The 12,962-nt window shown below is 75.3% G+C and carries 12 protein-coding genes; 7 read left to right on the forward strand and 5 right to left on the reverse strand.

The annotated features are described in order from the left end of the window. The first annotated feature begins 13 nt into the window (after positions 1 to 13). Complete coding sequence (locus K8Z49_RS40050; RefSeq protein ID WP_111831932.1) at positions 14 to 589, forward strand: DNA-3-methyladenine glycosylase I; 576 nt, start codon at positions 14 to 16, stop codon at positions 587 to 589. On the opposite strand, the gene K8Z49_RS40055 is transcribed toward K8Z49_RS40050, so the two are convergent. The 3 genes from K8Z49_RS40055 to K8Z49_RS40065 all read right to left on the reverse strand — a co-directional run bounded on the left by K8Z49_RS40055 (position 590) and on the right by K8Z49_RS40065 (position 4,820). Further along, the gene (locus K8Z49_RS40055; RefSeq protein WP_412516652.1) at positions 590 to 3,175 is read right to left on the reverse strand and encodes an FtsX-like permease family protein; all 2,586 of its coding nucleotides are present in this window, start codon (positions 3,173 to 3,175) and stop codon (positions 590 to 592) included. It lies immediately after the preceding gene. Positions 3,176 to 3,180: 5 nt separating this feature from the next. Beyond that, complete coding sequence (locus K8Z49_RS40060) at positions 3,181 to 3,945, reverse strand: ABC transporter ATP-binding protein (RefSeq protein ID WP_111832311.1); 765 nt, start codon at positions 3,943 to 3,945, stop codon at positions 3,181 to 3,183. A gap of 89 nt (positions 3,946 to 4,034) precedes the next feature. Then, positions 4,035 to 4,820 carry an enoyl-CoA hydratase-related protein gene (locus K8Z49_RS40065; protein WP_412516653.1) on the reverse strand — a complete coding sequence of 262 codons (786 nt, stop codon included), beginning with the start codon at positions 4,818 to 4,820 and terminating at the stop codon, positions 4,035 to 4,037. A 218-nt stretch (positions 4,821 to 5,038) separates the two neighbouring features. Between K8Z49_RS40065 and K8Z49_RS40070 the strand changes: the two genes are divergently transcribed. Then, on the forward strand, positions 5,039 to 5,206 hold the full coding sequence (locus K8Z49_RS40070) for a DUF3117 domain-containing protein (protein WP_075022250.1): 168 nt from the start codon (positions 5,039 to 5,041) through the stop codon (positions 5,204 to 5,206). Between the two features lie 97 nt (positions 5,207 to 5,303). Beyond that, positions 5,304 to 6,764 (forward strand): leucyl aminopeptidase family protein, encoded by a 1,461-nt coding sequence (locus tag K8Z49_RS40075; protein WP_412516654.1) that lies wholly within the window; start codon positions 5,304 to 5,306, stop codon positions 6,762 to 6,764. Between the two features lie 24 nt (positions 6,765 to 6,788). Here K8Z49_RS40075 and K8Z49_RS40080 read toward each other — a convergent pair whose 3' ends face one another. Continuing rightward, positions 6,789 to 7,412, reverse strand: a complete 624-nt coding sequence (locus tag K8Z49_RS40080) for a hypothetical protein (RefSeq protein WP_024936188.1) — start codon at positions 7,410 to 7,412, stop codon at positions 6,789 to 6,791. A gap of 3 nt (positions 7,413 to 7,415) precedes the next feature. Then, positions 7,416 to 8,075 carry an O-methyltransferase gene (locus tag K8Z49_RS40085; protein ID WP_412516655.1) on the reverse strand — a complete coding sequence of 220 codons (660 nt, stop codon included), beginning with the start codon at positions 8,073 to 8,075 and terminating at the stop codon, positions 7,416 to 7,418. A gap of 192 nt (positions 8,076 to 8,267) precedes the next feature. Between K8Z49_RS40085 and sigE the strand changes: the two genes are divergently transcribed. The 4 genes from sigE to K8Z49_RS40105 all read left to right on the forward strand — a co-directional run bounded on the left by sigE (position 8,268) and on the right by K8Z49_RS40105 (position 12,870). Continuing rightward, positions 8,268 to 9,002 carry an RNA polymerase sigma factor SigE gene (gene sigE / locus K8Z49_RS40090; protein ID WP_235206530.1) on the forward strand — a complete coding sequence of 245 codons (735 nt, stop codon included), beginning with the start codon at positions 8,268 to 8,270 and terminating at the stop codon, positions 9,000 to 9,002. Positions 9,003 to 9,065: 63 nt separating this feature from the next. Then, the gene (locus K8Z49_RS40095) at positions 9,066 to 9,704 is read left to right on the forward strand and encodes an anti-sigma factor family protein (protein WP_075022246.1); all 639 of its coding nucleotides are present in this window, start codon (positions 9,066 to 9,068) and stop codon (positions 9,702 to 9,704) included. Next, positions 9,701 to 10,822 carry a sigma-E factor regulatory protein RseB domain-containing protein gene (locus K8Z49_RS40100; RefSeq protein WP_412516656.1) on the forward strand — a complete coding sequence of 374 codons (1,122 nt, stop codon included), beginning with the start codon at positions 9,701 to 9,703 and terminating at the stop codon, positions 10,820 to 10,822. Before K8Z49_RS40095 ends, K8Z49_RS40100 begins: the two co-directional genes overlap by 4 nt. A 227-nt stretch (positions 10,823 to 11,049) precedes the next feature. Further along, positions 11,050 to 12,870: a S1C family serine protease gene (locus K8Z49_RS40105; RefSeq protein WP_075022245.1), complete on the forward strand. Its 1,821-nt coding sequence runs from the start codon at positions 11,050 to 11,052 to the stop codon at positions 12,868 to 12,870. The last annotated feature ends 92 nt before the right edge of the window (positions 12,871 to 12,962 follow it).

The raw sequence follows: 12,962 nt of genomic DNA on the forward strand, positions 1-12,962 counted from the left end.
TAGAAACGGCGGGGTGAGCACCGCGATTCTCGGCGAGGACGGGCTGGCCCGCTGCCCGTGGGGGCTGTCGGCGCCCGACTATGTCGCCTACCACGACGACGAGTGGGGCCGTCCCGTCCGCGACGACCAGGGCCTGTACGAGCGGCTGTGCCTGGAGGCGTTCCAGTCCGGCCTGTCGTGGCTGACGATCCTGCGCAAGCGCGCGGGGTTCCGGGCCGCCTTCCGCGGCTTCGACCTGGAGAAGGTCGCCGCGTTCGGCCCGGACGACGTCGCCCGGCTGATGGCCGACGCGTCGATCGTCCGGAACCGCGCCAAGATCGACGCCGCGATCGCCAACGCCCGCGCGGCCCTCGACCTGCCCGGCGGCCTGGCCGCGACGGCGTGGCGGTACGCCGACCACGACTCCCCGGTCTACACCGACACGGCCGACGTCCCCGCCTACACCGACGCCTCCAAGGCCCTCGCCAAGGAGCTGAAGAAGAACGGCTTCCGCTTCGTCGGACCCACCACCGCCTACGCCCTCATGCAGGCCTGCGGCCTCGTCGACGACCACCTCAAGGACTGCCACCGCCATCGCGCCTACCGGTGACTACTCGGCCCGGGTGGCTTCGAGAACAGGGACGGCGGCGGCCCGGCGGGACGGGAGGGCCGACGTCGCCAGGGTGACGGCGGCGGCACCGCCGACGACCGCGACGAACAGCCACCACGGCGGGTGCGGCGCGAGGAACGAGCTGCCCGTGGCCAGGTGCATCAGCAGGACGGTGCCGAGGGCCGTGCCGATGCCGAGGAGGCTGCCGAGCAGGACCACCGTCGCCGCCTCCCAGCGGACGATCGAGCGGATCTGCGTCACCGTCGCGCCGACCGCGCCGAGCAGCCCGAACTCCCGGGTCCGCTCGGCGACGCTCATCGAGACCGTGGTCGCCATGCCGAACAGCGCGAGGACGAGCGACATGCCGATGAAGCCGTAGATGACGCGCATCCCCGTCCGCATCGCGTCGGCCGCCGACTTCACGTAGGCGGCCTTGCCGAGCACCCTCACGCCGGGCACGTCCGCGAACGCCCGGGAGAGGGCCTGCTCGGAGCCGCCGCGGACCAGGACGACCCGCGTGGACGCGTCCGGGTCGAGGCGGTCCATCGTCGCCGCGGAGACGACGGCCTGGTCGGCGAACAGGTGGGACGGGTCGTGGTAGGCGGCGGCCACCCTCAGCGCGACCCTGCCCCGGGCCCCGCGGACGACGATCCGCCGCCCCTTCTTGATCTTCTGCGCCTTCATGACGGCGGACGTGAGGGCGATCTCGCCGTCGCCGAGGCGGGGGAGCCGCCCACCGAGTTTGAGGACGGACGGCAGCGCGTCCTGGTCGGCGCCCGTCACGGTGAGATAGAGCGGCACGGGGTCCTCCTCGGGCGACGGCCGCTCGGGTGCGGGGGAGACGAGCTTGATGTCCGACACCGTGAGGGCCGCCGCCGCGGACACCCCGGGAACGGCCGCCGCCCTGCCCGCCGTGTCGCGCGGGAGGGGGACCGGGCCGTTCGAGGTCACGCCGGTCGCGGCGACCGCGTGCTCGGCCCGCATCACCTCCGGCCCGACGGCGGCGAACCGCGCGTCCACCGACAGGACGATCAGGGCGGTCGCGCCGACCAGCGCCACGCCCAGCATGAGCGAGGACGCGGCCGACGACACCCGGCGCGGGCTGCGGGTGATCGTGGCGCGGGCGAGCCGGCCGGCCTCGCCGCTGACGGCCGTCCCGACGCGCCCGACAAGGCCGCCGAGGGGGCCGACGAAGAACGGGGCGAGGACGGCGAGCGCGGCCACCGTCGTCATGCAGCCCATCAGGATCAGCACGCACGTCCCGATGGTGCGGTCGGGGCCGGGCGGCTCCTCGGCGCGGATCGCGAACACCGAGCCGAAGAACACCCAGGCGAGGGCGAACACCGCGAACGCGCCGAGGAGGCGGGGCCAGCGGCGGCCGGCCGAGTCGGTGCCGGCGGCGCGCAGCGCCTGCATGGGGGAGATCCGGGCGGCGCGGCGGGCGGCCCGCCGCGCGGCGAGCTGGGTGACGAGGATGCCCGCCGCGGCGGGCACGGCGAGCGCGATCCAGCCGTACTGCGCGTCGGCGGCGGAGATGTCGAAGCCGTCCTCGGCGAACAGGCGGGTGAGCAGGGCCGACACCGGGTAGCCGGCCAGCACGCCGCCGGCCGACGCGACGGCGCCGAGCGCGAGGGCCTCCAGCCGGATCAGCCGCCTGATCTGGCGGGGCGTCGCCCCGATCGCGCTGAGCAGCGCGAGCCGCCGGGTCCGCTGCCGGACGAGCGTGCCGAACGTGTTGGCGACGACGAACAGCCCGACGAACACCGCGACGGACGACAGCATGCCGATGGCGCCGCCGATCGAGGCGCCGGAGTCCCGCAGGCCGGCCGACTGGGCGTCGCGGACGCTCGCCGCCGTCCGGACGGTGACGTCCGCGCCGAGGGCGCGGGCCAGGGCGCCGCGCAGCTTCGCGGGAGGCACGCCGCCCGCCGCCTTCACCCAGACGGCCTGCCAGGTGCCCGCGGGGAGCCCGGCCGCCCGCTGGACGGTCGCGGGCGGCGCCAGCAGCAGGTCGCCGCTCGCCACGGCGCTGCGCCCCTGCACGGTGACGATCCCGACGACCCTCATGTCCCGCGTCCGCTGCGGGAGCATCACCTTCACCGGGTCGCCGACGTCCAGCCCGCCCGCGCGGGCGACGTGCCGGGTGACGGCGACCTCGCCGTCGGCGGCGGGCGCGCGGCCCGACTCCAGGCGGTAGGGGTTGAGGCGGCCGTCGGACGTCCACGGCCGCAGCGCCGTCCCGGCCCCCGCGGGCGGCACGATCGGCGTGCGGTCCGAGCCGTACGCGGTGGCGGGGACCATCGCGTCGCCCGCCGCCGCGGCCACTCCCGGACGTCCCGCGACCTCGCCCAGCGCGACCCGGCCGTCCGGCGTCGCGTACGGGTCGTCGGGGTCGGCCTGGCCGCCCTGGACGAGCACGTCCGCACGGGAGTACTCGCTGGCGTCGCTGCCCGACACCGCCTCCTGCGCCCGCAGCCCGAACTGCAGCGAGCCCGAGATCAGCCCGATCGAGAACAGGGCCGCCAGCATCGTGGCGGCCAGCCGCATCCAGCCCTCGGCGAAGGAACGGCGCGCGATCAGCCACATGGCGCTCAGCCCTCCATCCGGCGCATCACGGCGTGGACCTGGTCGCTCGTCGGGGAGAGCAGCTCGTGCACGATCGTCCCGTCGGCGAGGAACAGCACCCGGTCGGCGTGCGCGGCGGCGCCGGGGTCGTGCGTCACCATGATCACGGTCTGCCGGTAGGCGTCGACGGCGCGGCGCAGGAATCCCAGTACCTCGGCGCCGGAGCGGGAGTCGAGGTTGCCGGTCGGCTCGTCGGCGAACAGCACCTCGGGCCGGGTCAGCAGCGCGCGTGCCACCGCGACCCGCTGCTGCTGGCCGCCCGACAGTTCGCTGGGGCGGTGCGACAGCCGCTCGCGCAGGCCGAGGGCGTCCACGATGGTGTCGAACCAGGCCCGGTCGGCGCGGCGGTTCCCGAGCCGGCCGGTCAGCCGGATGTTCTCCTCCGCCGTCAGCATCGGCAGCAGGTTGAACGACTGGAACACGAACCCGAGCCGGTCGCGGCGCAGCTTGGTCAGCCGGGTCCGCGACAGCCCGGTGATGTCCACGTCCCCGATCAGCACGGAGCCGGACGTGACGGTGTCGAGCCCGGCCATGCAGTGCAGGAACGTCGACTTCCCGGACCCGGACGGCCCCATGATCGCGGTGAACCGGCCCCGGGGGAACGCGGCCGAGACGCCGCGCAGCGCGGTCACCGCGCCGTCGCCCGTCCCGTACGACTTCACCACGTCGCGCGCGACGGCGACGTGGTCGTGGACCTGCCCGGCAGGGGGTGGGGTGGCCGTCTGTGTCATGCCGTCCAGGAAACCGGCGCACACCCGTCGCCCGCAGTGACGCGGACTCCCCACTTGATGCTGGGGGACGCCCTACCCTCCGGGTCGGGTCAGCGGCCCTCGAACTCCGGCTGCTGCTTCTTCAGGAACGCCTCCGTCGCGTTGTGGTGGTCGGCGGTCTTCTCGCACTCGTCCTGCAGCTCCGCCTCCCGTTCGAGGGCGGACGCCAGGTCGTGCGTCGCGGCGTGGTCGAGCGCCGCCTTGACCGCGCCGTAGGAGACCGTCGGGCCGGACGCGAGGCGCCGCGCCAGCTCCATCGACGCCGGGGCCAGCTCGTCCGCCGGGACGACCCGGGTCACCAGCCCCATCTCCAGGGCCTCCGGTGCCCCGACCGGCTCGCCGAGCAGCAGCAGCTCGGCGGCCTTGGCGCGGCCGACCAGGCGCTGCAGCGTCCAGGACATGCCGCTGTCGGGGGCCAGCCCGATGCCGGTGAACGCGGTCGCGAACCGGGCCTTGTCGGAGGCGACGATCAGGTCGCAGGCGAACGCCAGCGACGCGCCCGCGCCCGCCGCGACGCCGTTCACCGCCGCCACCACCGGCTTGCGCATGCCCGTGATCGCCAGCACGATCGGGTTGTAGTGCTCGCGCACCGTGCCGTCGAGGCCCCGGCCCGCGGCGAGGTTGTCGGCGTGCTCCCGCAGGTCCTGCCCGGCGCAGAACGCCCGCCCGGCCCCGGTGAGGACCACCGCGCGGACGGCCGGGTCGGCGGCGGCGCGCACCACCGCCGCGCGCAGCGCCTCCTTCATCTCGACGGTCAGCGAGTTCATCCCGTCGGGACGGTTCAGTGTGATCGTCCCCACACCGCCGGTCACGTCGTACAGCACGGTCTCAGACATCGTCGTCCTCTCGGTCCTGCGTAGATCTTCCCAGGCAACCTTCGGCGAACCCGTGCGGGGCGGGCAAGCCTCCCGGCTGCCGATCTGGAGGCTGATCGTTACCACTTCGCGCTCGGAAGACGAGATAATGGACCACTACTGATGACGCGGATGCGACACGCGGCCACGCGGCCAGAGGTGTGCGAGGCCGCGGCCCTACGCAGGAAGGGGATGCACGCATGGCGGCTATGAAGCCGCGGACGGGAGACGGTCCGCTCGAAGTGACCAAGGAGGGCCGCGGAATCGTCATGCGGGTCCCGCTCGAAGGCGGCGGCCGCCTCGTGGTCGAACTCTCCGCGGACGAGGCGAAGGAGCTCGGCGAGGCCCTCAAGGAGGTCGTGGGCTGAACGCCCCCGCCACTCCCGCTCACCGGTGACGGTCCCGGCGCAACGCCGGGGCCCTTGCCGTTCCGTAACCAGTCACGATCAGGGGGGATCTGCCGCCATGCCCATCGAGACCCGCGTGCACGGTGCCGGTGGCACCGTGTCGCAGACGGCCCTCGACCTCGGGGCCGAGGCCGTGGCGGTGCCGGTCCGGTCCGGGCCGGTGGCGCCGGCCGCCGAGGTGGCGGCGTCGCTGCCCTTCACGCTGGACGAGCTGCTGGCGCTGCACCGGGCGAAGGGCGAGCCCGGCGAGATCACCGCCGCGCAGGTCCGCATCGGCGACCGGCTGCGGGAACTGCTGCTGTACGGGGTGGGCGAGGCGGCGCCGGCCGACCTGCGCAAGGCCGGCGCCGCGCTGGCCCGCCGCGGCAGGGGGCGGACCGGGCTCGTCGCGGGCGTCCCGGACGGCGATCTGGCCGCCTTCACCGAGGGCGCGCTGCTCGCCTCCTACGGTTTCAAGATCGGTGCGCCTCCCTCCCGCGCCCCGCTCGGCACCCTCGCCGTGCTGACCGAGGCGGGGCCCGAGGCCGATGCCCCGGCGATCGAGCTCGGCACGGCGCGGGCGCGCGCCACCGCGCTGGCCCGCGACCTCGCCAACACCCCGTCCCGCGAGAAGGACCCGTCCTGGCTCGCCGCGGAGGCCGAGCGGGTCGCCGCCGAGAACGGCCTCACCGTGCGGGTGCGCGGCGAGAAGGAGCTGCTCGACGAGGGGTTCGGCGGCCTGCTGGCCGTCGGGGGCGGTTCATCCCGACCGCCCCGGCTGATCGAGCTGCTGTACGAGCCCGAGGAGCCGGCCGAGCGGCATGTGGTGCTGGTCGGCAAGGGCATCACGTTCGACAGCGGCGGCCTCTCGCTGAAGCCGAACGACAACATGAAGACGATGAAGACCGACATGGCGGGCGGCGCCGTGGTCATCGCGGTGATGAGCGCGCTGCGCGGCCTCGGCGTGCGCGCCCGCGTCACCGGGCTGGTCGCCGCGGCGGAGAACATGCCGTCCGGGTCGTCGATGCGCCCCGGCGACGTGATCACCCACTACGGCGGGACGACGTCGGAGGTGCTGAACACCGACGCCGAGGGGCGGCTCGTCCTCGCCGACGCGCTCGCCTACGCCGCCGCCCGGCTCGACCCCGACGCGGTCGTGGACATCGCCACGCTGACCGGCGCCGCGAAGGTCGCGCTCGGGCTGCGGCACGCGGCGCTGCTCGCGAGCGACGACGCCCTCGCCGAGGCGCTCACCCGGTCCGGGACGGCGGCGGGCGAGCCGGTGTGGCGGCTCCCGCTCGTGGCCGACTACCGCGCCGCGATCGACTCCGACGTGGCCGACATCAACAACATCGGGCGCGGCGGGTACGGCGCCGGCACCATCACCGCGGCGCTGTTCCTGCGCGAGTTCGCCGGCGACCGGCCGTGGGCGCACCTGGACATCGCGGGCCCCGGCCGCGCCACGTCCGAGGACGCCGAGATCACCCGCGGCGCGACCGGCTTCGGCGTCCGCCTCCTGCTCGACTGGCTGACGGCCTGACCGCGCGGACCGGCCCCGCGCCCGTCACTTCGTCCGGCGGTCGATCACCGGGACGCGGCGCCGCCGCCGGGCCTCCTTGACGATCTCCGGGAGCGTCGCGTCCCAGCCCGGCTCCACCGCGAAGCACCACGGGACGGCCGCGGCGGTCGCCGGCACGTCCCGCATCGTGAGCGCCACCAGCCGCGGCCGCTCCCACGTGCGGGCCAGCTCGGCCAGCTCCGGCGCCGGCAGGAACACCAGGTAGTCCTGCTCGCCGCGGCGGGTGCCGCCGACACCGCGCCGCAGCGCCGTGATCGCGGCCACCTCGTCCCAGGCCAGGGCCCGGCCGGACCGGCGGGGCAGCGGCCAGCGCGCGGGCCGCCGCACCCCGTCGCCGTCCAGCTCCAGGACGGGACGGCGGGCCAGCGTCGCGCCGGCCGACGCCAGCAGGCCCGCCCCGAACAGGGCGAGCCCGGCCACCCCGAGGACCATGAACGCCACGCTGCCCACCCCGGCGCCGCGGACCACCCCGCTCGTGACGAACCCCGCCGACGCGAGGAACAGGATCGCGAACGCGGTCAGCTGCCCCGCGCCGCGCCAGGTCACCCGGTTCCGCACCGCGAACGGCTCGCCGGTCTCGGCCTCGGCGGCGCCGGCGTCCACGCTCATCGGCTAGTCGCGCTTCACGGCGCAGAGCAGGCCGTCGCCGACCGGGATCAGCAGCGAGACGAGCCGGTCGTCGTCGCGGATCATCCGGTGCACCTCGCGGATCGCCTCGGTCTCGGGGTCGCGCCGAACGGAGTCGGCGACCCGGTCGTGCCAGAGGGCGTTGTCGAACGCGACCACGCCGCCGGGACGCAGCAGCCGCAGCGCGTCCACGAGGTACTCGGGGTACTCCCGCTTCGCCGCGTCGCAGAACACCATGTCGTAGGCGCCGTCGGTGAGCCGCGGCAGCACCTCCAGCGCCGGGCCGCTGATCATCCGGACGCGGAAGCCGGACAGGCCCGCCTCCCGGTAGGCCTGCTTGGCCAGCCGCTGGTTCTCCGGCTCGATGTCGACGCTGGTCAGCACGCCGTCCTTCGGCATCCCGCGCATCAGCCAGACGCCGGACACGCCGCAGCCGGAGCCGACCTCGACCACGGTCCGGGCGCCGATCAGCGTCGCGAGGAAGCGCAGCGCCGCGCCCCCGGCCGGGCCGATCGGCATGGCGCCGACCTCTTCGCCGCGGCGCCTGGCGTTCAGGAGCGGCTCGTCTTCGGGGAGGAAATCCTCCGCATAGGCCCGGGTGGCCTCTCGTGCGTCGATGGCTGCCTCCTCGCGGGACCCCCGCATGGCTCATGCTGGGAAAGACCTTATCGCTGACAGGGAACCAACTGGAGTTTCAGCGCGTTGTAACCAGCGCAAGCGCAAGCACGTATTCGGTCCGGAAAGCAAACAACCGGTTCAGCACCGCCCCAGCCCAGGCGAGACCGTGCCGTTCCAAGGCGAGATCCTTGGCTCACGAGAGAGGAACAGCCCGGCACCATGGGAGTCGCAGCACTGAGTTTCAGAAGCGCTGTGGGGGTCGGCCCCAGGCAGGGGGTCGGGAGCGCCGCTCGCACCCGCGAGAACGCCCCCGAGGCCGAATGGGCGCCGCCGTCCTGGGACGAGGTCGTGCGCGAGCACTCCGCCCGCGTCTACCGGCTCGCCTACCGACTGACCGGCAACCAGCACGACGCCGAGGACCTCACGCAGGAGGTCTTCGTCCGCGTGTTCCGTTCGCTCTCGAACTACACGCCGGGCACGTTCGAAGGCTGGCTGCACCGGATCACCACCAACCTGTTCCTCGACATGGCGCGGCGCCGCCAGCGGATCCGGTTCGAGGGGCTGGCCGACGACGCCGCCGAGCGTCTCCAGGGCCGCGAGCCGACGCCGGCGCAGGCGTTCGACGACACCAACTTCGACGCCGACGTCCAGGCCGCGCTCGACGCGCTGGCCCCCGAGTACCGCGCCGCCGTCGTGCTGTGCGACATCGAGGGCCTGTCGTACGAGGAGATCTCGGCCACGCTCGGCGTCAAGCTCGGCACCGTGCGCAGCCGCATCCACCGGGGGAGGGCGCAGCTGCGGGCGGCGCTGGAGCACCGTGCGCCCACCCGGCGCCGGCCGGGGACCCGCAACGACTACCAGGCCGCCCTCGCCGAGGACGGCGGGGCCCTCCACGGCGAGGCCGGCCCGGCGCCCGCGGCGGGCGGTGTCCGGCCGCAGCCGGAGGGCGTGTAAAGCTGTACTTACCGCGCGCGGGCGGAACCGCGCGCCCGACCGAACGGAACCGACGGAGGCGGCGTGAGTTGTCTGGGGGAGCGCCTGACCGCTCTGGTCGACGGTGAGCTGGGGGACGATGAGCGCGAGCGCGCCCTCGCCCACCTCGCGGGATGCGACCGCTGCCGGCGCGAGGCCGACCTCATGCGCAGGCTCAAGGGCCGGCTGCGCGGGCTGTCGGACCTGCCGCCGTCGGACGGCACCGGCGACCTCCCGACCGGCGACTTCCTGAGCCGGCTGCGTTCCCTGCCGGGCTCGCTGCCCGAGTCCGGCGCCCCGCCCGGGGGCGGCGCCACGGCGGAGCCCGCCGCACCGGCCGCCGCCGCGACCCGGCACCCGTCCCGGGCGTCGCGATCATCGAACCGTCCCGCGCGGCCGTCCGCCGGACGCCCGCGCGACACCCGGCCGCGCGACGGCCGCCCGGCCGCACGCGCCGCCGCCGTGCACGCCCATCCCCGCCGCTACCTGGTGGTGGGCGCCGCCACCCTGTTCCTCGGCCTCGGCGCCGCCTCCTACGTCGCGGGCGGGCGCCAGGACGCGCCCGCCGTCACCCCCGCGTTCGACCGGTTCGCCGTCGAGCACGCGCTGACGTCCGGTGACGCCCCGGTGACCGACCCGCTCACCGACCCGGCGAACGAGCTCCAGGTCTCACCGGGGCCGTGAGTGCGCCCTTCGTGACCGGCCGCCGCCCGCGCCGGGAGCGTTGCGGGCGGCGCGGTGCTGTTCTGGCCGGCGGGCTCGCGGCCGCCCTCGCCCTGGTGGGCTCGCTCGCCGGCGACCCCGGCGCGGTCCGGCGCGTCCGCAGCGATCCCGGGGCCGTGGCCCTGCTGCGCGCCGCCGCCGACGCCGCCCGCCGCGTCCCCTACGAGGGCCGGCGGTTCCTCACCACCCGGGGCCGCGGCCGGGACGTGACGTCCCGCGTCGCCGTCTCGCACATCCCGGGCGCGGGCATCAGGTACCGGTCGGGGACGGCCGGGGAGGGCTACCGCCCCGAGTCCGCCGCCGGGGACACCACGGGATTCACCCCCGCGACGCTGGCGCTGCTGACCCGCAACTACGCGGTGGTCCGCGCGGCGGACGCGTCGATCTGCGGCCGGCGCGCGCGCGTCGTGGAGGCGCGCCGCGCGGACGGCAGCCCCGCCGGGCGCTTCTGGATCGACTCCGAGACCGGGCTGATGCTGCACCGGGAGCTGATCGACGCGACCGGCCGCCCCGTGGTCATGACCGGCTTCACCGAGATCAGCTTCAGCGTGCCGGCGGCGGAGCCGGTCACGCACGGCGGGCGGCGCGGCGGCCTGTCCCGGTTCCCCGGATCCGGCGCGGGCGACGCCGTGGACGCCGCCGACGCCGCGCGCGGGTGGAGCGACCGGCTCGATCCGGCGGTGCTCCGCGCCCGCGGCTGGCCCGTCCCGGACGACCTGCCCGGCCGGCTCGCCCTCTACGACGCCCGCCGCGAGAGCGGCGGCGGCGCCGTGCACCTCAGCTACTCCGACGGCCTCGCCGCCGTGTCGGTGTTCGTGCAGCGCGGCACGGTGGACGAGCGCGGCATGGCGGGGTGGCAGCGGACCGTCCGCCGCGGCCGGACGGTGTTCCGCCGCGAGGCCCTGCGGCGCTGGGCGGTGACCGGCGGGGGCGGCTACGTCTACACGGTCGTCACCGACGCGCCGCAGAGCACGGCGACGGTGGTGGCGGCGCACATGCCGCGCGACCCGGCTCCGTTCTGGACGCGGCTGTCGCGCGGTGCCCGGCGTCTGGTGTCCAGCGCGAACCCGTTCGACTGAAGGCTGGGGAATGTCATGGTTGTGCTTTCTGTCGGGGTTCGACGGGTCGATATGCGGTATGGAGGCTCTTGTCCGTACGCTGGCGCGTTCGGGGCTCGGTAGCCTTGCCCGACGGCCGGATCCGGCCGTGCCGTTCCGCCGCGGGAACGTGGTTTACGCTCGCCACATCCTTCGGAGGGCAGCATGAGCACGGATGACGAGGACCATGCTCGGTAGGAGAGATGGGGATGACGGAAGACAACCGCGGCCCGGTCAGGGCGCCTTCGGAGGACGACGACGTCGTCCCCGGCCAGGAGCCTGAGCTGCGGGAGGCCGCGGCCCCTCCCGAGACGGTGACCGACCAGGAGCTCCCCCTGGACCAGCCCGCCGACGACCCGGAGCCCGGGCCGGCGGACGAGGCCGACGACCCCGAGCCGGACGAGCCGGGGCCCGGCGAGCTCGGTCCCGACGAGCTGGCGCCGGAGCCCGGCCCGGAGGCGCCCGGGGACGGGGACCGGCTGGTCGCCGGCGGGTTCGCGCCGCCCGACTCGCTCGGCGGCCCGCCCGACACCAGCGAGGACGTGCTCTCCCGCGCCGACATGGGCCCGCAGGAGGTGCCGCTGCAGGACGCGTCGCCGCGCGACATGCCGCAGCCGCCACCGCCCGTCCACCTCGACAAGCCCCCGGTGGACATGCCCGACGACCGTCCGCGGCCCGGCTTCGTCCCGCACAACCAGGACCCGCGCGCCGCGCAGGGCGGCCCGTACGGGGGCTGGCCGCAGCAGTCCCACCAGGGGCCGCCGCCGCCGGCGCCCGGCCGCCCGCCGATGGGCCCGCCGCCGCCCGCGCCGCCCGGACCGCCGCCCGGCGGTCCCCGGCCGATGGCCGGCTACGGCGTGCCGCCCGGCGGCACCGGGCCCAACTGGGCGCCGATCCCGGGGGCGCTCCCGCCGTCGTCGCGCGGCGGGCCGGGCCTCGGGCTGCTCGCCGTGGTCGCGCTGATCGTGGCGCTGGTGGCCGGCGCCCTCGGCGCCGGGATCGGCGTGATCGCGACCGATGACGACGACGGCGGCTCGGTCAGCCTCGGCGGCGGCACCGGCGGCGACACCAAGGTGCAGAGCCGCCCGCCGGACTCCGTCGCCGGCGTCGCGCAGCGGGTGCTGCCGAGCGTCGTGATGATCCGGACGGAGTCCGCCCAGGGCGAGATCGGCGGCACCGGCTTCATCGTCAACGGCGGCTACGTCATCACCAACAACCACGTCGTCGCCGGCGCCGGCGGCGGGTCCGGGCAGATCAAGATCGTCTTCAACGACAAGAAGACGCTGCCCGCCACCGTCAAGGGCGCCGACCCGAGCTCGGACGTCGCCGTGCTGAAGCCCGAGGGCCAGCACTCGCTGCCCGCGCTGGCGGTCGGCGACTCCAGCGCCATCGCCGTCGGCGACCCGGTGATCGCGATCGGCTCGCCGCTCGGCCTGCAGGGCTCGGTCACCACCGGCATCGTCAGCTCGCTGAACCGGGCCGTGCCGACGCAGGGCGAGGGCGGCGCGGACGCGTCCTACCTCAACGCGATCCAGACCGACGCCGCGATCAACCCGGGCAACTCGGGCGGGCCGCTGGTGGACGCGAAGGGCCGCGTGATCGGCATCAACACCGCGATCCTCACCGTCGGCGGCCAGTCGCTCGGCGGCGAGCAGCAGAGCGGCAACATCGGCCTCGGCTTCGCCATCCCGATCAACCAGGGCAAGCGGGTCGCCGAGGAGATCATCCGCACGGGGACCGTCAAGCAGGCCAAGCTCGGCGTGCTGCCCGACCCGCGCTACCAGGAGGGCGGCGCCCGGATCATGCCCCAGCCGGTCAACGGGCAGGATCCGGTGACCAAGGGCGGCCCGGCCGACAAGGCCGGCCTCAAGCCCGGCGACGTGATCACCAAGGTCGACGACAAGCCGATCGAGGACGCCACCGACCTGATCGCCCAGATCCGCAGCCGCGCCCCGGGCGACCGCATCAAGATCACCTACCAGCGGGAGGGCAGGGAGAGCAACGTCGAGGTGACGCTGGGCTCCGACTGACCCGACGGGAACGTCCAGTTCTGGTTCATTCGCGCTGGAGATACGCTTGGGGGACCGGCCCGCGGCAGGGCCGGTCCCCTTGGCTTGTGGAG

Source organism: Actinomadura madurae (genome assembly GCF_047130825.1).
In the GTDB taxonomy this organism is placed as follows: Bacteria; Actinomycetota; Actinomycetes; order Streptosporangiales; family Streptosporangiaceae; genus Spirillospora; species Spirillospora madurae.